At 74.2% G+C, this 22,666-nt stretch carries 22 protein-coding genes and 1 riboswitch; of the genes, 11 read left to right on the top strand and 11 right to left on the bottom strand.

The features are described from left to right. Window positions 1-357 precede the first annotated feature (357 nt). Window positions 358-972 (top strand): DUF4126 domain-containing protein, encoded by a 615-nt coding sequence (locus ACFWXO_RS39075; protein WP_380530379.1) that lies wholly within the window; start codon window positions 358-360, stop codon window positions 970-972. Window positions 973-983: 11 nt separating this feature from the next. Further along, on the top strand, window positions 984-2,477 hold the full coding sequence (locus tag ACFWXO_RS39070; RefSeq protein WP_380530376.1) for a phytoene desaturase family protein: 1,494 nt from the start codon (window positions 984-986) through the stop codon (window positions 2,475-2,477). Window positions 2,478-2,493: 16 nt separating this feature from the next. Here ACFWXO_RS39070 and ACFWXO_RS39065 read toward each other — a convergent pair whose 3' ends face one another. Next, on the bottom strand, window positions 2,494-3,396 hold the full coding sequence (locus ACFWXO_RS39065) for a hypothetical protein (RefSeq protein WP_380530374.1): 903 nt from the start codon (window positions 3,394-3,396) through the stop codon (window positions 2,494-2,496). A 165-nt stretch (window positions 3,397-3,561) separates the two neighbouring features. Continuing rightward, window positions 3,562-4,476, bottom strand: a complete 915-nt coding sequence (gene metF, locus ACFWXO_RS39060; RefSeq protein ID WP_375893245.1) for a methylenetetrahydrofolate reductase [NAD(P)H] — start codon at window positions 4,474-4,476, stop codon at window positions 3,562-3,564. Between the two features lie 184 nt (window positions 4,477-4,660). Between metF and ACFWXO_RS39055 the strand changes: the two genes are divergently transcribed. Further along, the gene (locus ACFWXO_RS39055) at window positions 4,661-5,767 is read left to right on the top strand and encodes a polyprenyl synthetase family protein (RefSeq protein ID WP_380405877.1); all 1,107 of its coding nucleotides are present in this window, start codon (window positions 4,661-4,663) and stop codon (window positions 5,765-5,767) included. 98 nt (window positions 5,768-5,865) lie between these two features. Here the strand turns inward: ACFWXO_RS39055 and thiE are convergent, their stop codons facing one another. Genes thiE through ACFWXO_RS39040 form a run of 3 tightly spaced genes read right to left on the bottom strand, consistent with a single transcriptional unit; the run spans window position 5,866 to window position 8,129 of the window. Next, window positions 5,866-6,516 carry a thiamine phosphate synthase gene (gene thiE / locus ACFWXO_RS39050; RefSeq protein WP_375893248.1) on the bottom strand — a complete coding sequence of 217 codons (651 nt, stop codon included), beginning with the start codon at window positions 6,514-6,516 and terminating at the stop codon, window positions 5,866-5,868. After that, on the bottom strand, window positions 6,516-6,881 hold the full coding sequence (locus ACFWXO_RS39045) for an Rv2175c family DNA-binding protein (RefSeq protein WP_375893249.1): 366 nt from the start codon (window positions 6,879-6,881) through the stop codon (window positions 6,516-6,518). Before ACFWXO_RS39045 ends, thiE begins: the two co-directional genes overlap by 1 nt. A 42-nt stretch (window positions 6,882-6,923) precedes the next feature. Beyond that, window positions 6,924-8,129 (bottom strand): NAD(P)/FAD-dependent oxidoreductase, encoded by a 1,206-nt coding sequence (locus tag ACFWXO_RS39040; RefSeq protein ID WP_380530368.1) that lies wholly within the window; start codon window positions 8,127-8,129, stop codon window positions 6,924-6,926. Window positions 8,130-8,243: 114 nt separating this feature from the next. Next, window positions 8,244-8,356, top strand: a riboswitch (TPP riboswitch). Window positions 8,357-8,359: 3 nt separating this feature from the next. Between ACFWXO_RS39040 and thiO the strand changes: the two genes are divergently transcribed. The 4 genes from thiO (at window position 8,360) to pknB (ending at window position 12,439) form a co-directional block, all read left to right on the top strand. Beyond that, on the top strand, window positions 8,360-9,535 hold the full coding sequence (gene thiO / locus ACFWXO_RS39035; protein ID WP_375893253.1) for a glycine oxidase ThiO: 1,176 nt from the start codon (window positions 8,360-8,362) through the stop codon (window positions 9,533-9,535). Further along, window positions 9,532-9,771, top strand: a complete 240-nt coding sequence (gene thiS, locus ACFWXO_RS39030; RefSeq protein ID WP_375893254.1) for a sulfur carrier protein ThiS — start codon at window positions 9,532-9,534, stop codon at window positions 9,769-9,771. The genes thiO and thiS overlap by 4 nt, the downstream gene beginning before the upstream one ends. A 3-nt stretch (window positions 9,772-9,774) precedes the next feature. After that, window positions 9,775-10,572 carry a thiazole synthase gene (locus ACFWXO_RS39025; RefSeq protein WP_375893256.1) on the top strand — a complete coding sequence of 266 codons (798 nt, stop codon included), beginning with the start codon at window positions 9,775-9,777 and terminating at the stop codon, window positions 10,570-10,572. Between the two features lie 88 nt (window positions 10,573-10,660). Then, window positions 10,661-12,439, top strand: a complete 1,779-nt coding sequence (gene pknB / locus ACFWXO_RS39020; protein ID WP_380530364.1) for a Stk1 family PASTA domain-containing Ser/Thr kinase — start codon at window positions 10,661-10,663, stop codon at window positions 12,437-12,439. Window positions 12,440-12,452: 13 nt separating this feature from the next. On the opposite strand, the gene ACFWXO_RS39015 is transcribed toward pknB, so the two are convergent. Next, window positions 12,453-13,082, bottom strand: a complete 630-nt coding sequence (locus ACFWXO_RS39015; RefSeq protein WP_380530361.1) for a sulfite oxidase-like oxidoreductase — start codon at window positions 13,080-13,082, stop codon at window positions 12,453-12,455. Between the two features lie 230 nt (window positions 13,083-13,312). Here ACFWXO_RS39015 and bfr point away from each other — a divergent pair, with 230 nt between their 5' ends. Next, window positions 13,313-13,792, top strand: coding sequence for a bacterioferritin (gene bfr, locus ACFWXO_RS39010; RefSeq protein WP_375893260.1), 480 nt, complete (start codon window positions 13,313-13,315; stop codon window positions 13,790-13,792). A gap of 31 nt (window positions 13,793-13,823) precedes the next feature. Here the strand turns inward: bfr and ACFWXO_RS39005 are convergent, their stop codons facing one another. Together ACFWXO_RS39005 and ACFWXO_RS39000 are read right to left on the bottom strand one after the other, a co-directional pair. Next, window positions 13,824-14,132, bottom strand: a complete 309-nt coding sequence (locus ACFWXO_RS39005) for a bacterioferritin-associated ferredoxin (RefSeq protein WP_375893262.1) — start codon at window positions 14,130-14,132, stop codon at window positions 13,824-13,826. Window positions 14,133-14,316: 184 nt separating this feature from the next. Then, window positions 14,317-15,666 (bottom strand): class II 3-deoxy-7-phosphoheptulonate synthase, encoded by a 1,350-nt coding sequence (locus ACFWXO_RS39000; RefSeq protein ID WP_375893264.1) that lies wholly within the window; start codon window positions 15,664-15,666, stop codon window positions 14,317-14,319. Between the two features lie 303 nt (window positions 15,667-15,969). Here ACFWXO_RS39000 and ACFWXO_RS38995 point away from each other — a divergent pair, with 303 nt between their 5' ends. Beyond that, window positions 15,970-17,904 carry an anthranilate synthase family protein gene (locus ACFWXO_RS38995; RefSeq protein WP_380530357.1) on the top strand — a complete coding sequence of 645 codons (1,935 nt, stop codon included), beginning with the start codon at window positions 15,970-15,972 and terminating at the stop codon, window positions 17,902-17,904. A 58-nt stretch (window positions 17,905-17,962) separates the two neighbouring features. Here the strand turns inward: ACFWXO_RS38995 and ACFWXO_RS38990 are convergent, their stop codons facing one another. Genes ACFWXO_RS38990 through ACFWXO_RS38980 form a run of 3 tightly spaced genes read right to left on the bottom strand, consistent with a single transcriptional unit; the run spans window position 17,963 to window position 20,779 of the window. Next, the gene (locus tag ACFWXO_RS38990) at window positions 17,963-18,673 is read right to left on the bottom strand and encodes a response regulator (RefSeq protein ID WP_375893267.1); all 711 of its coding nucleotides are present in this window, start codon (window positions 18,671-18,673) and stop codon (window positions 17,963-17,965) included. Further along, window positions 18,670-19,911: a MacS family sensor histidine kinase gene (gene macS, locus ACFWXO_RS38985; protein WP_375893269.1), complete on the bottom strand. Its 1,242-nt coding sequence runs from the start codon at window positions 19,909-19,911 to the stop codon at window positions 18,670-18,672. Before macS ends, ACFWXO_RS38990 begins: the two co-directional genes overlap by 4 nt. 34 nt (window positions 19,912-19,945) lie before the next feature. Then, window positions 19,946-20,779: a lysophospholipid acyltransferase family protein gene (locus ACFWXO_RS38980; RefSeq protein WP_380530353.1), complete on the bottom strand. Its 834-nt coding sequence runs from the start codon at window positions 20,777-20,779 to the stop codon at window positions 19,946-19,948. 176 nt (window positions 20,780-20,955) lie between these two features. Between ACFWXO_RS38980 and ACFWXO_RS38975 the strand changes: the two genes are divergently transcribed. Beyond that, on the top strand, window positions 20,956-21,750 hold the full coding sequence (locus tag ACFWXO_RS38975; protein WP_380530350.1) for an alpha/beta hydrolase: 795 nt from the start codon (window positions 20,956-20,958) through the stop codon (window positions 21,748-21,750). 10 nt (window positions 21,751-21,760) lie between these two features. Continuing rightward, window positions 21,761-22,576 carry a hypothetical protein gene (locus ACFWXO_RS38970; protein ID WP_380530347.1) on the top strand — a complete coding sequence of 272 codons (816 nt, stop codon included), beginning with the start codon at window positions 21,761-21,763 and terminating at the stop codon, window positions 22,574-22,576. The last annotated feature ends 90 nt before the right edge of the window (window positions 22,577-22,666 follow it).

Genomic DNA, 22,666 nt, shown 5'->3' with positions numbered 1-22,666 from the left:
CCGCTCCGGCCGGGCCGCGGTGGTCAAGCACCGCAACCAGCTGCCGGTGCCCTCGGTGGTCCACCTGCACGGCGGGCACACCCCGGCGGACAGCGGGGACGGACGGATCCGCCGCCCGGGCGGCCGGCGCCCGACGCGCCGCCCTCCCGGGTGCCACCACTCTCCCGTCCCAGCAGGTCGGAGGCCATCCGCTGTCGTACTCAACCGCGGAACTGAGTACCCGTACTCAGTCGGCCGCGGCGGCCCGGAGCGGAACCGCGGCGGCGGCCCGGGGCGTCCCGGCTCCGGGTACGGTACGGCGGGGCCGGGCGGCCCGGACGGGGTCGCGAGGCCCGCGAGAACGAGGAGGGGGACGCGATGACGGTCCTGCCGCTGATCTTCACCAGCGGTCTGGCCAGCGGCATCAACGCGTACGCGGTGGTGCTGCTGCTCGGCCTGCTGGGCCGGTTCGCCGGCGCGGAGTCGGTGCCGCACGCGCTGGAGCGCACCGACGTGCTGGTCGCGGCGGCCGTGCTGTTCCTGCTGGAGGCGGTCGCCGACAAGATCCCGTACGTGGACACCGTCTGGGACGCCGTGCACACCGTGATCCGGCCGATCGCCGGTGCCGTCGTCGGCGTGCTGATCGCGAGCGCCGACCCGGGCTCGCTCAGCGAGGTCGCGGCCGGGGCGATGGGCGGCACCACCGCGCTGGTCACCCACCTGGTGAAGGCCTCGCTGCGGATGGCCGTCAACACCACGCCGGAACCGTTCAGCAACATCGTGGTCAGCCTGACCGAGGACCTCTCGGTGGCCGGCCTGGTCACCCTGGCGATCTTCCACCCCTGGGCGGCCGCCTCGATCTCCGCCGTCCTGCTGCTGGCCGGTCTGCTGCTGGTCTGGCTGGCGGTCAGCAGGATCCGCGCCTTCCGGGCCCGCCGCCGCGAGCGCAAGGCCGCCAAGGCCGCGTCCGGAGCGTACGCGGGTCGGCCCTAGGATCGGGTGCCATGGCACGGATCGTCATCATCGGCGCAGGTATGAGCGGGCTCGCGGCGGCCTCCAGGCTGGCGACCATCGGTCACCGGGTGACGGTCTGCGAGGCGGGCGGCAGTTACGGCGGCATGGTCGGCCGGTACGAGCGCGACGGCTTCGCCTTCGACACCGGTCCCGGTCTGCTGCCGCTGCCGGCCGTCTACCGCGACCTCGCGCTCAAGACCGGCAAGGAGCCGCTGGAGCAGCTGGTCGAGCTGGCGCCGGTGGAGCCGGAGAGCCGGCACGTGTTCCCCGACGGGACCGTCGTCACCCTGCCCAACGCCTCCCGCGGCGGCGTCGGCCAGGCCCTGGACACCGCCTTCGGCGCGGGCTCCGGTGCCCGCTGGAGCGCGGTGATGAACAACGGCCGGACGGTCTGGGAGGCGACCCGCCGCCCACTGCTGGAGGAGCCGCTCCCCGCCGACCACGCCTTCCTGGGCGCCGACCCGTACCCCGTCCCGCCGCCCACCGGCCTGGCCCGGCTGCGCCGCCCCCGACCGTGGACCCTGCGGGACGTGGCCGCCCGCGAGCTCGGCGGCCACCCCGGGCTGACCGCGCTGCTCACCGAGGCCGCCGTCCGGTACGGCTTCGCCCCCGGCGACGCCCCGGCCGGGGCCACCGTGCTGCCGTACATGGAGCAGTCCTTCGGCGTCTGGTACGTCCGGGGCGGCCTGCGGGCCCTGGCCGACGCCGTGTTCCGGCGCTGCGAGCTGCGCAAGGTCGACTTCCGCTTCGACACCCCGGTCACCCGGGTGCTCGTCGAGGGCGGCCGGGCCTGCGGGGTGGAGACGGCGGACGGGCGGATCGACGCCGAGCTGGTGGTCTCCGCGATGGACGCGGGCGCGCTGCACCGCGACGGCCTCGCCGAGTGGCCCGGGCGGCCGGCCGAGCGGTGGGAGCCGCGCGGGGTGCCCGGCCGGTTCGGCGTGCTGCTGGCCCTGCGCGGGGCGCGCCCGGAGGGCACCGCGCACCGCACGGTGGTGCACGCGGCCGACCCGGCGGCGGAGGAGGCCGCGCTGACCGGCGCCGGCCCGCTGTGCGACCGCCCCACCGTGCAGGTGCTGCGCCCGGACGACCCGGCGCTGCGCCCCGACGACGCCCACGAGTCCGTGGTGCTGACCGCGACGGTCCCGGCCCTGGACGGGTTCGACTGGACCGCCCCCGGGGTCGCCGACCGCTACGCCGACCAGCTGCTCGCCCACGTCGACGCGGCCGGTCTCGGCCTGCGCGAGCGGGTCCTGTGGCGGGTGGTGCGCACGCCCGGGGACACCCGTCGGGAGACCGGCGCCCCCGCCGGCGCCGTCGCCCGGCCCGCCCTGGCCGGCGCCGCGGGCCGGTGGCTGCGCACCGCCAACGAGTCGCCCGTCCCCGGGCTGCTGCTGGTCGGTGGCAACGCCCACCCGGGCGGCGGCCTGTCCCGGGCCGGCATGTCGGCCTGCATCGCCGCCGGGCTGATCGGCCCGGCGTGACGCCGGGCCGGGCCGGTCAGCCCTGGTGCCAGGTGTTCTGCTGCTGCTGGTAGCCGTAGTTCTGGTCGTAGCCCGGCTGCTGCGGGACGCCCTGAGCGTGCTGGCCGTGCTGGTCGGGCTGGGGCTGCCACTGCTGCTGCTCGTGCGGCTGGTGCTGCTGCTGGGCGTTCGGGTCCCAGGCCTGCTGGTGCTGCTGCTGGTAGCCCGCGTACGGGTCCTGGGCCTGCTGGTAGCCGCCGTACGGGTCCTGCTGCTGTTGCGGGTAGCCGCCGTAGGACTGCTGCTGGTCGTAGGCGTAGGCGGGCTGCTGCTGGGGCTGCTGCCACTGCTGCTGCTCGTAGCCGGGCTGGTAGGCCGGGGCGTACGGGTCCTGCGGCTGCTGCGGCTGCTGCTGGGCCTGCGGCTGCTCGTAGTAGGAGGGGGCGTAGACGCCGTCCTGGGCCAGTTCCCGCATCTCGAAGGCGGCGGTCTGCTCGACCTCCGGGACGTCCTCGGCGACCGGGGCGGAGGCCGGGGCGGTGTCCGGGGCCGGGGTCTCCTCGACCGCGCTGACCTCGCCGACCCGCTTCTCCTCGGCCGCCGCGGCCGCGACCGCCGCGCCGCCGGTCAGGGCGCCCAGCAGGGGCACCTTGGCGAGCGGGCCGGGCAGGCTGCCGTCGGCGTTGCGCAGGGACCAGCCGGCCTGGTAGCCCTTCTTGACCGAGAGGGTGACGAAGGTCTGGCCGACCGCGAACAGGGCCGCTCCGGCACCGATCACCACGACCGAGTCGAGGCCCATCCCGACGGCCACCCCGAGGAAGCCGGCCAGGGCGAGGGCCCGCCAGTGCACCGGCGCCCGGTTCTGCAGCAGCACCTCGGCGACCAGCCAGAGCGCCACCACCGCCAACGCGACGTACAGCAGCAGGTATCCGATGCCCATCCGCGCGCTACCTCCAGTCGCGTGCCCGCGCCGGCCGCGCGTGTGCGGCGACTGTACCGGTTCAACGGCCGGGGTACCGCATCGCGTTCCCGCCGTCGGCGGCACCGGCCGCACACGACCGGGCCCGCCACCGGACGGCGGTGACGGGCCCGTGAACAGCGGTGATCAGCGCTGGTGCAGCCCCAGGTTCTGGTAGATCTCCAGCGTCGCCGTCGAGTGGTTGAGCGTGATGAAGTGCAGGCCGGGCGCGCCCTCGGCGAGCAGCCGCTCGGCCATCGTGGTGGCGTGCTCGATGCCGATCGCGCGCAGCGCCACCGGGTCGTCGATGACGGCCCGCAGCCGGGCCTCCAGCTCCGCCGGGAAGGCCGAGCCGCTGAGCTGCGGGAAGCGCTCCAGCTGCTTGGCGTTGGTCACCGGCATGATCTCCGGGATGATCGGGGTCGGGCAGCCCGCGGCGGCGACCCGGTCGCGGTAGCGCAGGTAGTCGTCGACCTCGAAGAACATCTGGGTGATCGCGTAGTCCGCGCCGGAGCGGACCTTGGCGACGAAGTGCCGGATGTCCTCGTCCCAGTCGGCCGAGCGCGGGTGCATGTTCGGCGAGGCCGCGACGCCGACGCAGAAGTCGCCGATGCCCTTGATCAGCTCCACCAGCTCGTAGGCGTAGGTGACGCCGTCCGGGTGACGGACCCACTCGCCCATCGGGTCGCCGGGCGGGTCGCCCCGGACCGCGAGGACGTTCCGCACTCCCTGGTCGGCGTACTGGCCGATGATGTTGCGCAGTTCGGCGACCGAGTGGTCCACCGCGGTCAGGTGGGCGACCGGGGTGAGCGTGGTCTCGGTGGCGATCCGGCCGACCATGTTGACGGTGCGCTCGCGCGAGGAGCCGCCGGCGCCGTACGTCATGCAGACGAAATTGGGGTCCAGCGGTTCGAGTCGACGGATGGCGTCCCAGAGCTTCTGCTCGCCGACCTCCGTGCGCGGCGGCATGAACTCGAAGGAGAAGGAGCGCTTTCCGGCCGCCAGGAGTTCGCGGACCGTCTGTGCGCGGTCCGGTCTCGTGGAAGCGATGCCGAGTGCCATGCTGGCAGGTTATCCGTCCCCCGAAGGGGCCGGACAACTCGATCCCACGATTCGGGACAAGTAGTGGACGGGCCTCCGCTTCCGCACCGGCCGCCCCGCGCGCCGTCGGCGGCCCCGCTCGCACATCCGTTCCCGGCCGCCCCGCTACGCTTGCTGCACCCCAGCGAACCAGCGGAGCATCATCGTGACCTCGTCCAGCACCCGGCCGGCCAACCCCATGGACGTGGAGGACGTCCGCACCCGCGTCAACACGGCCCTCGCCGCGTTCATGGACGGCCAGTCGGCGCTGCTCGGCACGATCTCGCCGCAGCTGGTGCCCGCCGCCGAGGCCCTGCGCGACTTCCTGCTGGACGGCGGCAAGCGGCTGCGCCCGGGCTTCTGCTACTGGGGCTGGCGCGCCGCCGGCGGCCCCGCCGACGGCGAGGGGATCGCCAACGCGGCCGCCGCCCTGGAGCTGCTCCAGGCCAGCGCCCTGGTGCACGACGACCTGATGGACCGCAGCGACACCCGCCGCGGCCTGCCCTCGGTGCACCGCCGCTTCGAGGCGCTGCACCGGGACAGCGGCTGGCGCGGCGACCGCGAGCAGTACGGCGCCTCGGCCGCGGTGCTGCTCGGCGACCTGCTGCTGATCTGGTGCGACGAGCTGTTCCTGCGCTCCGGCCTGGACCCGGCCGCCGTGCTGGCCGCCAAGCCGCGGTTCGACCTGATGCGCACCGAGGTCATGCTCGGCCAGTACCTGGACGTGCTGGAGCCGGTGGCCGGCGACTCCGCCGACGAGGGCGCGCCGGAGCGGGCGCGGACCGTACTGCACTACAAGTCGGCGAAGTACACCATCGAACGGCCGCTCCAGGTCGGCGCCCTGCTGGCCGGGGCCGGGCCGGAGCTGGTCGAGGCGCTCGGCGCGTTCGGGCTGCCGCTGGGCGAGGCCTTCCAGCTGCGGGACGACCTGCTCGGCGTCTTCGGCGACCCGGCCGTCACCGGCAAGCCCGCCGGGGACGACCTGCGCGAGGGCAAGCGCACCCTGCTGGTCGCGCACGCGATGCGGGGCCTGCCGCAGGCCGACGCGCGGCACCTGGACGCCCGGCTCGGCGCACCGGACCTGGCCGCCGAGGAGGTCGCCGGGCTGCGCGAGCTGGTCGCCCGCAGCGGGGCGCCGGAGCTGGTGGAGGCCCGGATCGAGGAGCTGATGCGGGAGTCGCTGGCCGCGCTGGCGGCGGCACCGCTCGCCGACGAGCGGGCCCGCACGGTGCTGCTGGCCCTGGCCGAGGCCGCCACCGTCCGCAAGTACTAGGGGCCCGGGGGGGGGGGGGGGAGCCCCCGCGGGCTGGTGTGTGGGCGCGCGCGCGCGGGGGGGGCGCCCCCCCGCGCCGGCGGCGGCCCCGGGTGGCATTACGCCGCGCGCACCCGGCGGGCGAGCTCGGCGGCGGCGGCCCGCGGGTCCTCGGCCGCCGTGACGGCCCGGACCACGACGATCCGGCGGGCGCCGGCGGCCAGCACCTCGTCCAGGTTGCCGAGGTCGATCCCGCCGATCGCGAACCACGGCCGGTCGGTGGCCTGCTTCGCCGCGTACGAGACCAGGCCGAGGCCCGGCGCGTGCCGGCCCGGCTTGGTCGGGGTAGGCCAGACCGGGCCGGTGCAGAAGTAGTCCACGCCCGGCTCGGCGACCGCCGCGTCCACCTCGGACTCGGCGTGGCAGGAGCGGCCGATCAGCACGTCCTCGCCGAGGATCGCCCGGGCGGCCGGTACCGGCAGGTCGTCCTGGCCGAGGTGCAGCACGTCGGGCCGGGCCGCGTGGGCGACGTCGGCGCGGTCGTTGACGGCCAGCAGCTTGCCGTGCCGGCGGCAGGCGTCGGCGAAGACCTCCAGCGCCGCCAGCTCCTGCTTGGCCTCCAGGCCCTTGTCACGGAGCTGGACGATGTCCACCCCGCCGGCCAGCGCCGCGTCCAGGAACTCGGCCAGGTCGCCCTGCTCGCGCCGGGCGTCGGTGCACAGGTAGAGCCGGGCGTCGGCCAGGCGGGCCCGCAGCGTGTCCGCCGCCATCAGATCAGCATCGCCTGGGCGCGGCGCTTGACCTCGGTGCCGCGGTTCTCCCGGAGCGCCTGGATCGGGCTGCCGGGCAGCGACGGGTCCTCGGTGAAGAGCCACTCCAGGATCTCCACGTCGTTGTACCCGCAGTCCCGCAGGACGGTCAGGGTGCCGGACAGGTGCTTGACCAGCCCCTGGCCGTCGATGAACGCCGCCGGGACCTGCAGCGACTTGTTCGGCCCGCGCCGGACGGCGATCAGGCCACCGTTCTTGACCAGGTCACGCACTTCGGTGACCCGGACCCCCCACTGCTCCGAGATGTCGGGCAGGTACACCCACTCGGTGACCAGGGCTTCAATCTTGCTTTCGATCTCACTCACGCCACCAGACTGCCACCTCCGCGGCCCGCCGCGCACCAAGTGCTACCCGGCGACGGCTCCCTTGAGCGCCACCGAGGGGTCCGCGGCGAGCGCCCGGTCGAGCACCGCACCGCGTTCGATCAGCTTCCGGCCCTGGGTGAGGTCGCGCGGCCGGTCCACGGCCAGCAGCGCGCTCGGCACCCCGTCGCGCAGCCAGAGCACCGACCACGCGGACTCCTGCGGGCTGCCGCGCCACAGCAGTTCGTCGCCCTCGGCGTGCCGGCCGGCGTACTGGACCATCCGCCCGAACTGCTCGGACCAGAAGTACGGCACCGGGTCGTACGGCGTGTCCGCCCCGAGCACGGCGGCGGCCGCGGCGGAGCCGGACTGCAGCGCGTGGTCCCAGTGCTGGACGGCCAGCCGGGCGCCGGAGCGCGCCGAGGGGTAGCTGACGCAGTCCCCGGCCGCGAACACCCCGGGCAGGCCGGTGCGCAGCCGCCCGTCCACCACGACCGCGCCGGAGGCGTCCAGCTCGACGCCCGAGCCGGCCAGCCAGCCGGTCGCGGGCCGGGCGCCGATGCCGACCACCACCTCGTCGGCGGGCAGGTGGGAGCCGTCGGCCAGCAGCACCGCCCCCGGCTCGACGGCGGCCACCCCGACCCCGCAGCGCAGGTCGACGCCGGCCTCGGCGTACCAGGCGGCCATCGCCGAGCCGACCCCGGTCGGCAGCGCGCCCGGCACCGGCGCCGGACCGGCCTCGACCACGGTGACCTCGCAGCCGGCCTGCCGCGCGGCGGTGGACACCTCGGCACCGATCCAGCCCGCGCCGACCAGCACCAGCCGCCGGCCGGGGCGCAGCAGCGCGCGCAGCGCCAGGGCGTCGTCCAGGGTGTGCAGCAGATGGGCGCGCTCGGCTCCGGGCAGGGCGCGCGGGGTGGCGCCGGTGGCGATCACCAGCGCGTCGTACGGGAGGTCCCCGCCGTCGGTGTGCAGCACGCCGGGGGCGAGCCCGGTGGCCCGGCGGCCGGTGAGCAGCTCGATGCCGAGCCGCCCGTAGTCGATGTCCAGGGTGGTGGCGTCGGCCTTGCCGAGCAGCACGTCCTTGGAGAGCGGCGGCCGGTCGTACGGCGCGTGCCGCTCCTCGCCGACCAGGACGATCCGCCCCCGCCAGCCGCCCTGCCGCAGCTGCAGGGCGCACTGCGCCCCGGCCAGCCCGGCCCCGACGACGACCACCCGATCCGTTCCGCTCAGCTCTGCCACGCCCGTCACTGTACCCAGCGCCGCTGAACCGGCTCTGAGCCGCTCATCCGCGGAGCCGGGCGGGCGGCCCCGTCCCACGCCTCGCACGGCCCTTCGGGCGGGCCGATCCCCGGAGTTAAGGTGGACGCACCACACGGGAGCCCGGCGGACCGGGCTGAGAGGCGGGCTGGCACGGCCTGCGACCGTCCGAACCTGATCCGGGTCATACCGGCGAAGGGAGAAGAGCAGCTTTGTCACGCATGCCATCGGGCAGCCGCGCCGACGTGCTGGTGATCGGCGGGGGCGTCATCGGCCTCGCGGTCGCCTGGCGCGCCGCGCAACGCGGGCTGCGGAACGTGATCGTGGTCGACCCCGGCCACGGCCGGGGGGCGGCCGGGGTCGCCGCCGGGATGCTCGCCCCGGTCACCGAGCTGCAGTACGGCGAGGAGCCGCTGCTGCACCTGGGGACGGCCTCCAACCGGCGGTACGAGTCCTTCGCCGCCGAGCTCACCGAGGCCAGCGGCGGCCTGGACACCGGCTACCGCCGGTGCGGCACCATCGCCGTCGCGCTGGACTCCGACGACCGCGCGGAACTGCGCGAACTGCACGCCTTCCACCTGCGGCTGGGCCTGGACTCCAGCTGGCTGACCGGCCGGGAGGCCCGCCGACTGGAGCCGATGCTCGCCCCCGGCGTGCGCGGCGGCCTGCACGTCGCGGACGACCACCAGGTGGATCCGCGCCGGCTGCTCACCGCCCTGGTCGCCGCCTGCGAGCGGGCCGGCGTCCGGCTGCACCGGGCCGAGGCCGTCGAGCTGCTGGTGGACGGCGGCCGCGCGGTCGGCGCCCGGCTGGACGACGGGGAGTCCCTGGCCGCCGAGCAGGTGGTCCTCGCCGCCGGCCCGCACAGCCACCGGCTGCCCGGCCTGCCCGAGGGCGTACTGCCCGCGGTACGCCCGGTGAAGGGGCAGATCGTCCGGCTGCACGTCCCGGAGGCCTACCGGCCGTTCCTGTCCCGCAACGTCCGCGCGGTGGTGCGCGGGCAGCACCTGTACCTCGTCCCCAGGGAGAACGGCGAGCTGGTGATCGGCGCGACCACCGAGGAACAGGGCTACGACACCACCGTCACCGCCGGCGGGGTGTACGAACTCCTGCGCGACGCGCACGAGTTGGTACCGGGTATCACCGAACTCCCGCTGCGCGAGACCTCCGCCGGGCTGCGCCCCGGCTCGCCGGACAACGCCCCGCTGCTGGGCCCGACCGCACTACCCGGACTGGTCGCCGCCACCGGCCACTACCGCAACGGCGTGCTGCTCACCCCGGTCACCGCCGACCTGCTCGCCGACTACCTGGCGACCGGCGAAGTCCCCGACCTGGCACGGCCGTTCACGCCGACCCGGTTCTCCCCCGAAACCCCCGTCGCGAAGGCCTGCGCATGACCGAGACCGCCCCGAACGAGACCGCCCCGAACGAGATCGCCCTGACCGTCAACGGCGAGCCCCGCCGGGTGCCCGCCGCCACCACCCTCGCCGCACTGGTGGCCACCGTCAGCGCCGCCAACACCGGCGTCGCCGCCGCCCTCAACGAGGCCGTGGTGCCGCGCGGTTCGTGGCCCGGGACGACGCTGGGCAGCGGCGACCGGATCGAGATCCTGACCGCCGTCCAGGGAGGCTGAACCATGGCCGACGACCTGCTGACCATCGCCGGGACGACCTTCTCCTCCCGGCTCATCATGGGCACCGGCGGCGCGCCGAGCCTGGAGGTCCTGGAGCGCGCCCTGCTCGTCTCCGGCACCGAACTGACCACCGTGGCCATGCGCCGGGTGAACGCGAGCACCCAGGGCTCCGTCCTGGACGTGCTGACCCGCAACGGCATCCGGGTGCTGCCCAACACGGCCGGCTGCTTCACCGCCGGCGAGGCGGTGCTGACCGCCCGGCTGGCCCGCGAGGCGCTCGGCACGGACTGGGTGAAGCTGGAGGTGATCGCCGACGAGCGGACCCTGCTGCCGGACCCGATCGAGACCCTGGAGGCCGCCGAGACGCTGGTCGACGACGGCTTCACGGTGCTCCCGTACACCAACGACGACCCGGTGCTGGCCCGCAAGTTGGAGGACGTCGGCTGTGCGGCGATCATGCCGCTGGGCTCGCCGATCGGCTCCGGGCTGGGCATCCGCAACCCGCACAACTTCCAGCTGATCGTGGAGAGTGCGGGCGTCCCGGTGATCCTGGACGCGGGCGCCGGGACCGCCTCCGACGTCGCGCTGGCGATGGAACTGGGCTGCGCAGCGGTGATGCTCGCCTCCGCGGTGACCCGGGCCCAGGACCCGGTGCTGATGGCCGAGGCGATGCGGCACGCCGCCGAGGCGGGCCGGCTCGCCCACCGGGCCGGCCGCATCCCGCGCCGCTTCCACGCCGAGGCCTCCTCCGCGATGGCCGGCCGCGCCGACCTGGACACCCGCGAGCGGCCCGCGTTCTGAACCCGTCGCGGATGTCACAAGCCGGTCCCGGAGGCGGTGTCCGCCGGGACCGGCCCCCGGCCGCCGCACTAGACTCCCCCGAGTGGACATGGCACTGCACGACCCCCTGATCGGCACCGTGCTCGACAACCGGTACCGGGTCGAGCAGCGCATCGCGACCGGCGGGATGTCCACCGTGTACCGGGCCACCGACACCCGGCTGGACCGGGTGGTCGCCCTCAAGGTGATGCACCCCCAGCTCGCCGGGGACGAGGGCTTCACCGCCCGCTTCATCCGCGAGGCCAAGGCGGTCGCCAAGCTCACCCACCCCAACGTGGTCAACGTCTTCGACCAGGGCGCGGACGGCGGAAACGTTTTCCTCGCCATGGAGTACGTGCCCGGCCGCACCCTGCGCGACCTGCTGCGCGACCGCGGCGCGCTGTCCGTCCGGGCCGCGCTGGACGTCCTGGAGCCGGTGCTCGCCGCCCTCGGCGCCGCCCACCGGGCCGGGCTGGTCCACCGGGACGTCAAGCCGGAGAACGTGCTGATCACCGGGAGCGGCCTGGTCAAGGTCGCCGACTTCGGCCTGGTCCGGGTGCTCGGCAGCGCCGACGGCGCGCCCACCTCGACCAGCACCGCCACCGGCGGCACCGTCATGGGCACGGTCTCCTACCTGGCCCCCGAGCAGATCCTCCCGGACGCCCCCACCGACCAGCGGGTGGACGTCTACGCGGCCGGCATCCTGCTGTACGAGATGCTCACCGGCCGCCGCCCCCACACCGGCGACAACCCCGTCCAGGTCATGTACAAGCACCTGCACGAGGACGTCCCCGCCCCCTCGCTGACCGCCCCCGCCGTCGCCCCGGCGCTGGACGCCATAGTGGCCGGCGCCTGCGCCCGGGCCGCCGACGCCCGCCCGTACGACGCGGTGGAGCTGCTCGCCGCCCTCCAGCGGGTCCGCCGCACGCTCACCCCGGAGGAGCTGGACGCCGAGCCGCCGGCCTCCACCCACCCCAGCCCGCGCTACCCGACCAGCGAGCCGACCTCGGTGATCCAGCCGCTCCCCGGGCCCGCCGACGCCCCGCCGGCCGAGCGCACCAGCGTGCTGGAGGTGCCGGCCGAGCTGATGGACCAGCTGCTGGTCGAGCCCCGCCCGTACGACGAGCCGACCCCGGTCAGGACCCGGCGGCCCGGCCGACCGCGCCGGCTCCCGCGCAAGCCGCTGCTCTGGGCGGCCGCGCTGACCGCCCTGGTGCTGGCGGTCGGCGGGGTCACCTACGGGATCTCCGAGGGGCTGTACGGCTCGGTGCCGAGCGTGCTCGGCAAGGACCGCTCGCAGGCGCAGCGGGTCCTGGACGGCGAGGGCATGCACGGCCGCTTCGTCGAGGTGTTCAGCGAGTCCGTCCCGGCCGGGCAGGTGATCTCCACCGATCCCGGGGTGGGCGCGCGCACCCGCAAGAGCGACCCGGTGACGGTCACCCTCTCCAAGGGCCCCAAGCGGATCGCCGTGCCGGACGTCACCGGCAGGAGCGCGGACGACGCGGCCGCCGCGCTGGCCGGCGCCCAGCTGACCAGGGGCGGGGTGACCCAGACCTACAACGACACCGTGCCGGAGGGCTCGGTGATCAGCAGCACGCCGGCCGCCGGGCAGCAGCTGCCGGAGAACGCCGCGGTCTCGCTGGTGGTCAGCAAGGGCATGGTGCCGGTCCCGGACGTCACCGGGATGGCCCGGGACGACGCCCAGAGGGCGCTGCAGGCGGCGGGCTTCACCATGAAGGCCTCGACCGACTGGACGCTCGGCATGGGCAAGGTGAGCGGCCAGTCCCCGACGGCCGGGGAGCGGCGCCCGCAGAAGTCCGTGGTGACGGTCAACTTCTCGCTGTTCTAGCGGGGTTCACCGCTCAGCGGAGCGGTCCGTCGCCCGGCTCCTCCTGGTAGGAGTAGCGCTGCTCGCGCCACGGGTCGGCCTGGTTGTGGTAGCCGCGCTCCTCCCAGAAGCCGCGCCGATCGGCCCGCATGTACTCCACGGCGCGCACCCACTTGGGGCCCTTCCAGGCGTACAGCCGCGGCACCACCAGGCGCACCGGGAAGCCGTGTTCGGCGGTCAGCGCCTCGCCGTTGCGGTGGGTGGCGAGCAGGGTGTGCGGGTCGGCGAAGTCGGCCAGCCGCAGGTTGGCGCTGTAGCCGTACTCGGCCCAGACCATGACGTGGGTGACGCCGGGCGCGGGGGGCACCAGGTCGAGCAGGAGGGCCGCAGGCACGCCCGTCCACTCGTTGCCGAGCATCGAGAACTTGGTGACGCAGTGCAGGTCGGCGACCACGGTGGTGCGCGGCAGGGCGGCGAAGGCGGCGAAGTCCCAGCTGTGCTTCTCGGCCGAGGCGGTGGCCCCGAACACCTGGAGGTCCCAGGTCAGCGGCTTGAAGCGGGGCACCGGCCCGTAGTGCAGGGCGGGCCAGCCGCGCTGCGCGCGCTGTCCCGGGGGGAGGGTCGGGTCAGACGGCGGAAGCGGTTCTCGTTCGGACTGACCCATGTCTCCATGGTGACAGACGGCGGACGAGCCCCGGCGCGCGCCCCTTGGCCCAGGTGCACGCCCCGCCCGTACGGGCCAATGGTCGATCGTGCGCCCTCCACTTATCACCCAAATCGGATATTCCGACACATGTCCTAGTGAGTGTGAACTTACTGGAAATTCCTCCCGATACGGTGCCAGGATGCGCAGCGCAGGACTCACCGCAGGACGTAGCGCAGGGAGGCAGCACCATGCAGGGCGACCCGGAGGTCATCGAGTTCCTCAATGAGCAACTCACGGCCGAGCTCACCGCGATCAACCAGTACTTCCTGCACGCCAAGATGCAGGAGAACTTCGGCTGGACGAAGCTCGCCAAGTACACCCGGCACGAGTCGTTCGACGAGATGAAGCACGCCGAGACGCTCACCGACCGGATCCTGTTCCTGGAGGGGCTGCCCAACTACCAGCGGCTGTTCCACGTCCGGATCGGCCAGACGGTCAAGGAGATGTTCGAGGCGGACCGCCAGGTCGAGGTCGAGGCGATCGACCGGCTCAAGCGCGGGATCGTCGTGATGCGGGCCAAGAACGACGTCACCTCGGCGAACATCTTCGAGTCCATCCTGGCCGACGAGGAGCACCACATCGACTACCTGGACACCCAGCTGGAGCTCCTGGAGAAGCTCGGCGAGGCGCTCTACCTCGCCCAGCTGATCGAGCAGCCGGAGTCCTGAGCCCGACGCCCCGGGCTCGGGCGCGGCCGGCTCAGGCGACCCGCAGCGGGAGTACCGGGGCGACCGGCGCCATCGGCGCGACCGGGGACGGCTTCGCGGCGGCCGGCGCGGGCACGTCCTGGACCTCGGGGTCGGCGAGGCCGAGCTTCGCGGCCAGCCGGGCGGTCGGGCAGGGCCGGGCGCCGTGCTCGCCGAGCAGGGCCTGGATCCGGCGCACGCAGGACCCGCAGTCCGTGCCCGCCTTGCAGCCCTTGGCTATCTGGCGCGGGGTGTTGGCACCGCCGTCGATCGCCTTCTTCACCTGGTCCTCGGTGACCGCATGGCACATGCACACGTACATCGCGGTCTCTCCCGGGGTGAAGCGCCGGCTGGGGCACGGAGTGGATCTTGACTAAGGCTTGCCTTAGTTCACTAAGCCTCACCTTACCCGGCGATCCGGGTACGAAAAAGCCCCTCCGGGCTCGGGAATCCCGAATCCGGAGGGGCCTTCGTCACATCCGCGGGCACATCGGCCCTGGTCAGACCTACTGGCCGCGGTACATCTCCGCCACCAGGAACGCCAGGTCCAGCGACTGGCTGCGGTTGAGCCGCGGGTCGCAGGCCGTCTCGTACCGCTGGTGCAGGTCGTCCACCAGCACCTCGTCGCCGCCGCCGACGCACTCGGTGACGTCGTCGCCGGTCAGCTCCACGTGGATGCCGCCCGGGTGGGTGCCCAGCGCGCGGTGCACCTCGAAGAAGCCCTTGACCTCGTCCAGGACGTCGTCGAAGCGGCGGGTCTTGTGGCCGCTGGAGGCCTCGAAGGTGTTGCCGTGCATCGGGTCGCAGATCCACACCGGCTTGGCGCCGGAGGCGGTGACCTTCTCCACCAGGGTGGGCAGGTGGTCGCGGACCTTGCCCGCGCCCATCCGGGTGATGAAGGTCAGCCGGCCGGGCTCGCGCTCCGGGTCCAGCTTCTCGATCAGGGTGAGCGCCTCGTCCACCGAGGTGGTCGGGCCGAGCTTGACCCCGATCGGGTTGCGGATCTTGGAGGCGAACTCGATGTGCGCGTGGTCCAGCTGGCGGGTGCGCTCGCCGATCCACACCATGTGGCCGGAGACGTCGTACAGCTCGCCGGTGCGCGAGTCCACGCGGGTCAGCGCGGTCTCGTAGTCGAGCACCAGCGCCTCGTGCGAGGAGAAGAACTCGACGGTCTTGAACTCCTCCGGGGCCACCCCGCAGGCGTTCATGAACGCCAGGGCGTTGTCGATCTCCCGGGCGAGCTGCTCGTAGCGCTGGCCGGCCGGCGAGTTGCGCACGAAGTCCTGGTTCCAGGCGTGCACCTGGCGCAGGTCGGCGTAACCACCGGTGGTGAAGGCGCGCACCAGGTTCAGCGTCGCGGCGGACGCGTTGTACATCCGCTTGAGCCGCTCCGGGTCCGGGATCCGGGACTCGGGGGTGAACTCGAAGCCGTTCACCGAGTCGCCGCGGTAGACCGGCAGGGTCACGCCGTCGCGGGTCTCGGTCGACTTCGAGCGCGGCTTGGAGTACTGGCCGGCGATCCGGCCGACCTTCACGACCGGCACCGAGGCCGCGTACGTCAGCACGGCGGCCATCTGGAGCAGCGTCTTCAGCTTGTTGCGGATGTGCTCCGCCGACACGCCGTCGAAGGCCTCGGCGCAGTCTCCGCCCTGGAGGAGGAAGGCCTCCCCGCGTGCCACGGCGCCGAGCCGGGCGCGCAGCTGGTCGCACTCGCCGGCGAAGACGAGCGGCGGATAGGAGGCGAGCTCAGCAAGGGTCTTGCGCAGAGCCTCTTGGTCCGGCCATTCAGGCTGCTGCGCCGCGGGCAGGGACTGCCAGGAGTGGCCAGTCCTCGTTGTCTCAGTCGTAGCGGTCACACGGCAAGGCTACGGGGTGCCGCGAGCGTTCCGTGACCATTGCCCGATGGGTGAGACACGTCCCGGACATCTCACGTGAGCGGACTCACCCGCACGGCCCCGTCCGCTACGCTCGACCCATGCACGCGCCCCGCAACCACTCCTGGTGGTGGGCCTCCCCCCTGGGTGGCCCACCGATCGCGCGTTCCTAGACGAACACGACGGCCGCCCCTCGGGGCGGCCGTCGTGCTTTTCGAGCAGACGGCCCTCCGGGAGCGGAACCCGCACCGCCCTCGCCCTCCACCCCGGAAGGAAGCCGTACTCGTGACCACCCCCGCCGAGCTGCTCGCCCGCCTCACCGCCCCCGGTGCCCCCGCCTTCGCCCTGCTGCACCGCCGCACCCCCCGGCACGCCCCGGACACCGTCGAGGTGCTGCTGGGCACCGTCGACAGCTACCAGCGCCTGGCCGACCTGCCGGTCCGGACCGGCGTCCCCGCCGCCGGACCGGTCCACGACCTGCTCGCCCTGGTCCCGTACCGGCAGATCCGCGAGCGCGGCTTCGAGGCCCACGACGACGGCACCCCGCTGCAGGCCCTCGCGGTGACCGAGCAGTACGCCCTGCCGCTGGCCGCCTTCACCGCCGCCCTGCCGCAGGAGCCGGTCCGCCTGTCCGGCGGCGCCTTCGACGTGGACGACGAGGCGTACGCGGCGATCGTCCGCCGGGTGATCGACGACGAGATCGGCAACGGCGAGGGCGCCAACTTCGTGATCCGCCGCGACTTCCACGCCACCCTGGAGGACTTCGGGCCGGCCCTCGCCCTCGCGCTGTTCCGCCGGCTGCTGGAGCAGGAGCGCGGCGCGTACTGGACCTTCCTGGTGCACACCGGGGACCGGGTCCTGGTCGGCGCCTCCCCCGAGGTGCACGTCCGGCAGAGCGGCGGCACCGTCGTGATGAACCCGATCTCCGGCACCTACCGCTACCCGGCCGGCGGCTCCGACCTCGACTCGCTGCTGCGCTTCCTCCACGACCCCAAGGAGCTGGAGGAGCTCACCATGGTGGTCGACGAGGAGCTCAAGATGATGTGCACGGTCGGCGACCTCGGCGGCCAGGTGCTCGGCCCCCGGCTCAAGGAGATGTCCTACCTCGCCCACACCGAGTACGAGCTGCGCGGCCGCACCTCGATGGACGTCCGCGAGGTGCTGCGCGAGACGATGTTCGCCGCCACCGTCACCGGCAGCCCGGTGCAGAACGCCACCCGGGTGATCCGCCGCTACGAGCCCACCGGGCGCGGCTACTACTCCGGCGCGCTCGCCCTGATCGGGCGCTCCGCGAGCGGCGGGCAGCTGCTCGACTCGCCGATCTGCATCCGCACCGCCGACATCGACCCGGCCACCGGGCGGCTGGTCGTCCGGGTCGGCGCGACCCTGGTGCGCCACTCCGTCCCCGAGTCCGAGGTCGCCGAGACCCACGCCAAGGCCGCCGGGGTGCTCACCGCGATCGGCGCCCGGCCCGCCCCCGCCCGGCGGCCGCACCCCGGCGGGCCCCGGCTCGCCGACGACCACCGGGTGCAGGCCGCACTGGACTCCCGCCGGGCCGGCCTCGCCCCGTTCTGGCTGCGGATGCAGGCGCCGTCCCGGGTCACCGAGGCCCTGCCGACCCTCGTCGTGGACGGCGAGGACACCTTCACCTCGATGCTCTCCCACCTGCTGACCTCACTCGGCCACCAGGTCACCGTGGTCCGCTTCGACCGGCCGGGCCTGCGCGAACTGGTCGCGGCGCACCGCGGCCCGCTGGTGCTCGGCCCCGGCCCGGGCGACCCGGCGCTCGTCGACGACCCCAAGATGGCGGTGCTGCGCCCGGTCGTCGCGGACGCCCTGGCCGCCGTCCGCTCCGGCGCCAGGACGGCCCCGCTGCTCGCGGTCTGCCTCAGCCACCAGCTGCTCGCCGCCGAACTCGGGCTCGCCCTGGGCCGCAAGGCCGTCCCCTACCAGGGCGCCCAGGAGAGCATCGACCTGTTCGGCGACCAACGGACGGTCGGCTTCTACAACACCTTCACGGCGCGCTGCTCGGAGGCCGACGCGGCCCGGCTCGCCGCCGAGGGCGTCGAGGTGGCCCGGGACGCCGCCACCGGCGACGTCCACGCGCTGCGCGGCCCCGGCTTCGCGGGCCTCCAGTTCCACCCGGAGTCGGTGCTCACCCGGGACGGCGTGGGCATCGTCGCCGCCCTGCTGCGGGAGGCCGCGGCCGTCCGGGGCTGAGCGGCCCCGGTCAGGTCCTCGAACTCCCCTCCGCGGGGCGGGAGTTCGAGGACCGGACCTACAGCTCCTCGTCCAGTCCCTGCTCGATCGCGTACCGGACCAGCTCCACCCGGTTGTGCAACTGCAGCTTGCCCAGGGTGTTCTGCACGTGGTTCTGCACCGTCCGGTGCGACAGCACCAGCCGGTCGGCGATCTGCCGGTACGACAGGCCCTTGGCCACCAGCCGCAGCACCTCGGTCTCCCGGGCGGTCAGCTGCGGGACGGCCGGCGCCGAGGACGGGGCCGGTTCGGCGGCCAGCCGGCGGAACTCGCCGAGCACCAGCCCGGCCAGGCCCGGCGTGAACACCGCGTCGCCGACGGCCGTACGGCGCACCGCGTCCAGCAGTTCCTCCCGCCCGGCCGACTTCACCAGGTACCCGGTCGCCCCGGACTTCACCGCCTCCAGCACGTCCTGGTGCTCGCCGCTCGCCGACAGCACCAGCACCCGGACCGCCGGGTCGTGCCCGACCACCTGACGGCACACCTCGGCGCCGGACAGACCGGGCAGGTTGAGGTCCAGCACCACCACCTGCGGCGAGCAGGCCCGGGCGCGGCGCACCGCCTCCTCGCCGTCGCCCGCCGTGGCCACCACGTCCAGGCCGGACTCGGCCAGGTCGCGCGAGACGGCGTCCCGCCACATCGGGTGGTCGTCCACCACCATCACCCGGACCGGCCGGTCGGTGGACTGCGGCCCGGCGGCCGGCCGGTCGGTCATCGGTTGGTCGGTCATGGAGAGGCCTTCCTCGGAACGCGCAGTTCGACCTCGACGCCCTCCCCGGGCGCCGAGTACAGCTCGGCCGTGCCGCCGAGGTCCAGCACCCGGCCGCGGATGGACTGGGAGACGCCCAGCCGCCCGGCCCGCTCCGCCTCGCCGAGCCGACCGGGGGCGTAGCCCGGGCCGTCGTCGCGGATGCTGACCGTGACGGCCTCCGGCTCGTCCTCCACCAGGATCCAGGCCCGGGCCGACTCCCCCGCGTGCTTGCGGACGTTGTCGACGGCCGCCCCGACCGCCGCGGCGAGCTCGCCCGCCGCCGGGCCGGGCAGCAGCACCGGGGTGCCGGGGGCGGAGAGGGTGATCCGCTCGTCGGCGTGGCCGCGTAGCAGTGCCGTCAGGTCGCGTGGCCCGGCCGGGTCGGCCGCTTCGGCCCGGTCCGCCTCCGGCAACCGCTGGGCCGGCAGCGGGCCGCCGGTCATCAGGGCCCGCAGCGCGCGCTCCTGCTCACCGGCGAGGCGGCCCAGCTCGGCGAAGTCGGTGGTGCCGCCGCCGGTACCTCCGCCGCCGCTCCCGCCCAGCTCGGCGCCCCGGCGCTGGACCAGCGCGAGCACCTGGAGCACACCGTCGTGGATGTCCCGGGAGAGCCGCTCGCGCTCCCGGGTGGCCGCCTCGACCTGCAGCGCCCGGGTGAGGGTGGCCTCGCTGGCGCGGGCCAGTTCGATCACGTACCCGATGGCGCAGCCGGCCACCAGCAGCAGCACGATGTTGTGGACGTTGTCGCCGGTCGGGCCGCCGTGGCCGAGGATGTTGGCCACCCCGATCACCGCGCCGGACGCCGCCGCCGGACGCCAGCCGCCCTTGGCGGCGAAGCCGAGGACGGTGCCGGCCGCCCAGATGGTCGGCAGGGTGGGCGCGCCGTGGCTGATCCGGGCCGGGGCGTCGGTCATCCCGCTCATCACGATGCCGGTCACGGCCAGGGCGAGGTCGAAGCCGAGGACGTACCAGGTGCAGCGCTGCGGGTTGGCGAAGGCCCGGGTGCTGGCGAGCGTCCAAAGAATCAGCGCGCCGAAGTAGATCCAGCCCGCGACCGGGTGCAGGAAGTGCAGGTACGAGTTGAAGTACCGGAGCAGGGCGTAGCAGAGGGCCAGCACCCGGAAGTACGAGATCGCCTTCCACAGCGGGAGCTCGACGGACATGCCGCCCGCCGCCACCGCGCCGCCCACCGCGGCACCCGTTCTCGCGCCGTCCGCCATCTCCCGGCCCCTCCCCTGGACCCGACCGGGTCGGTCAGGCCGACCCGGTGCCGTTCTGCTCCTGCTGGTCCTGCTGCCCGGCCTTCCCGGCCTCCGCCGCCTTCTCGGCTTCGGCGGCCTTCTCGGCCTCGGCCTTCTCCGCCTTGGCGGCGGCCCGGCGCTCGGCGTCGGCCTTCTTCTTCTCGTCGGCGATCTGCCGCTTGGCGGCGGTGGCGTAGATGTCCACGTACTCCTGGCCGGAGAGCCGCATGATCTCGTACATCACCTCGTCCGTCACCGAACGGAGGATGAAGCGGTCGTTCTCCATGCCGTGGTAGCGGGAGAAGTCCAGCGGGCGGCCGATCCGGATGCCCGGGCGGATGCCGAAGTTGGGCACCACCTGGCCGGGCGGCTGCACCTTCTCGGTGTCGATCATGGCGACCGGGATGACCGGGGCGCCGGTGGCCAGCGCGACCCGGGCCAGGCCGCCGACCTTGCCGCGGTACAGCTTGCCGTCGGGCGAGCGGGTGCCCTCGGGGTAGACGCCGAACAGCTCGCCGCGGTCCAGCACCGCGATGGCACTGCGGATCGCGGCCTCGCCGGCGCCGCGCACGCCCGAGCGGTCCACCGGCAGCTGGCCGACGCCCTTGAAGAAGGCGGCGGTCAACCGGCCCTTGAGGCCCGGGGTGTTGAAGTACTCGGCCTTCGCGATGAAGGTCACCCGGCGCTTGATCAGCGCGGGGAAGAAGAACGAGTCCGAGAAGGAAAGGTGGTTGCTCGCGATGATCGCCGCACCTTCGGTGGGGATGTTCTCCTCACCCTCGATCCACGGCCGGAAGAAGATCCGAAGCAGTGGCGCGACGATCATCTTCATCAGTCGGTAGAACAACCCGGGCCTCCTGTTATGCGGACCGGTCGATCCTAATGCCCCGCGGCCACCCGCCGTGCCCGGGCCCGCCGTAGGGGGTGTACGTCCCGGCGCGGGGCGTGGGACGATGCGGATTCCTGCAGCTCCCCTCCCAGCGTCCCCTCCCCCAGCGCCACCCGCCCGCGAAGGAGTCCGCCATGCCGCTGCTGCCCGGTGCCGAACCGTACCGCCACCGCGGCGGACCGGTCGGGGTGCTGCTGTGCCACGGGTTCACCGGGTCCCCCCAGTCGCTGCGGCCGTGGGCCGAGGAACTGGCGGCGGCCGGGTTCACCGTCTCGCTCCCGTTGCTGCCGGGCCACGGGACCCGTTGGCAGGACATGCAGGTCACCCGGTGGGAGGACTGGTACGCGACGGTCGAGCGCGAGCTGCTGACCCTCGCCGAGGAGTGCGAGCAGGTGTTCGTCTGCGCGCTGTCGATGGGCGGCGCGCTGGCGCTGCGGCTGGCCGCGCTGCACGGCACGACGGTGTCCGGGCTGGTGCTGGTCAACCCGTCGGTGCGCTCGGACAACCCCGCCGGGGTACTGCTGCCGGTGCTGCGCCACCTCGTCCCGAGCGTCCCGGGGATCGCCAACGACATCCACAAGCCCGGCGCCCGGGAGCTCGGCTACGACCGGACGCCGCTGCACGCCGCCTGGTCGCTGAGCCGGCTGTGGCAGGAGGTCCAGCAGCGGCTGCCCGAGGTGACCCAGCCGGTGCTGCTCTTCCACAGCCCGCAGGACCACGTGGTCTCGCCGGCCAACTCGGAGCTGGTGCTGGCCCGGATATCCTCGACGGACGTGACGGAACGGCTGTGCCAGCGCAGTTTCCACGTCGCGACGCTGGACCACGACGCGGCGGAAATATTCGGGGCGAGCCTGGACTTCATCCGACGGCTGGCTCCCGCGCACGCGACGGGCGCCGACAGGGCCGAATCCGACGATCACCATGGCTGAAGGGCCGGAAGTGCACGAGAGCAGCACGGCGGGCGGCGGGGACGACAAGCCCCGCGAGGACGGCGCGCGGACGGACGGAGCGCGCACCGACGGTGTGCCGAAGGACGCCACCGCCCAGGGGGACGCCGCTGGCGGGGGGAACGCCACCGTCCACGGGGACGGCACGGTCCAGGGCGGCGGCGTCGCCGCGGGCGGCACGGAGGCCGACGGCGCCGCGCCGGGGCCCGCCGGGGAGGACACCACGGCAGCGGCGGAGTCCCGCCCGCGCCGCAGCGCCCCCGAACGCAGCCAGGCCGAGCAGGACGCGATCTTCGCGGCCCTGGTCGCCCAGTTCGACGACCCGGTGGACCTCACCAACCCCAACTGGCCCGAGGTCGAGAACCTCCGGGCGCAGAACGAGCTCAAGGGCGGCTACAAGGACGGCCACAAGGACGGCGCCGGCCCCAAGGCCGGCCAGAGCGACCCGGACGAGCTCTCGGACCTCGCCCCGCAGCCGCGCCCCCGCTCCGGCCGCCCCGTCCTCCCCGCCTCCACCTCGGGCCCGCGCGACTTCGAACTGGCCGAGGACACCGACGAGGGCCACTTCGTCCCGCCGGAGCCCCCGCCGCTGCCGGCCGCCGACGCCACCGCCAAGTTCGCCTGGCTGGCCGTGCTCGGCGGCCCGGCGCTGCTGCTGATCGACGCGGTGGTGTGGCGGGAGATCTCCGGCTGGCCCGCCTGGGTCGGGGTCACCGCCTTCCTCGGCGGCTTCGTCACCCTGGTCGCCCGGATGAAGGACCGCGACGAGGACGAGCCGGAGGACCCGGACCACGGCGCCGTCGTCTAGGGCCTGTCCGGCGGATCTTGGCAGATCAGCGCGCGGCGTTGGGCGCCCGGCTGGGCGTGCGCCCGAGTCGGCCTCGTACTGGACGTACTT

Origin of the sequence: Kitasatospora sp. NPDC059088, assembly GCF_042738155.1 — a bacterium.
GTDB lineage: Bacteria > Actinomycetota > Actinomycetes > Streptomycetales > Streptomycetaceae > Kitasatospora.
This window is presented reverse-complemented; position numbering and strand designations above follow the sequence as displayed.

What these genes read in the sequence shown, in the direction of transcription:
- pknB (WP_380530364.1), top strand. Translation starts at nt 10,661, where the DNA reads ATGGCACTGCACGACCCCCTGATCGGCACCGTGCTCGACAACCGGTAC.
- thiO (WP_375893253.1), top strand. Translation starts at nt 8,360, where the DNA reads ATGCCATCGGGCAGCCGCGCCGACGTGCTGGTGATCGGCGGGGGCGTC.
- bfr (WP_375893260.1), top strand. Translation starts at nt 13,313, where the DNA reads ATGCAGGGCGACCCGGAGGTCATCGAGTTCCTCAATGAGCAACTCACG.
- thiE (WP_375893248.1), bottom strand. Translation starts at nt 6,516, where the DNA reads ATGGCGGCGGACACGCTGCGGGCCCGCCTGGCCGACGCCCGGCTCTAC.
- ACFWXO_RS38990 (WP_375893267.1), bottom strand. Translation starts at nt 18,673, where the DNA reads ATGACCGACCAACCGATGACCGACCGGCCGGCCGCCGGGCCGCAGTCC.
- ACFWXO_RS39015 (WP_380530361.1), bottom strand. Translation starts at nt 13,082, where the DNA reads ATGGGTCAGTCCGAACGAGAACCGCTTCCGCCGTCTGACCCGACCCTC.
- ACFWXO_RS39005 (WP_375893262.1), bottom strand. Translation starts at nt 14,132, where the DNA reads ATGTACGTGTGCATGTGCCATGCGGTCACCGAGGACCAGGTGAAGAAG.
- ACFWXO_RS39065 (WP_380530374.1), bottom strand. Translation starts at nt 3,396, where the DNA reads ATGGGCATCGGATACCTGCTGCTGTACGTCGCGTTGGCGGTGGTGGCG.
- ACFWXO_RS38975 (WP_380530350.1), top strand. Translation starts at nt 20,956, where the DNA reads ATGCCGCTGCTGCCCGGTGCCGAACCGTACCGCCACCGCGGCGGACCG.
- ACFWXO_RS39075 (WP_380530379.1), top strand. Translation starts at nt 358, where the DNA reads ATGACGGTCCTGCCGCTGATCTTCACCAGCGGTCTGGCCAGCGGCATC.
- ACFWXO_RS39070 (WP_380530376.1), top strand. Translation starts at nt 984, where the DNA reads ATGGCACGGATCGTCATCATCGGCGCAGGTATGAGCGGGCTCGCGGCG.
- thiS (WP_375893254.1), top strand. Translation starts at nt 9,532, where the DNA reads ATGACCGAGACCGCCCCGAACGAGACCGCCCCGAACGAGATCGCCCTG.
- metF (WP_375893245.1), bottom strand. Translation starts at nt 4,476, where the DNA reads ATGGCACTCGGCATCGCTTCCACGAGACCGGACCGCGCACAGACGGTC.
- ACFWXO_RS39025 (WP_375893256.1), top strand. Translation starts at nt 9,775, where the DNA reads ATGGCCGACGACCTGCTGACCATCGCCGGGACGACCTTCTCCTCCCGG.
- macS (WP_375893269.1), bottom strand. Translation starts at nt 19,911, where the DNA reads ATGGCGGACGGCGCGAGAACGGGTGCCGCGGTGGGCGGCGCGGTGGCG.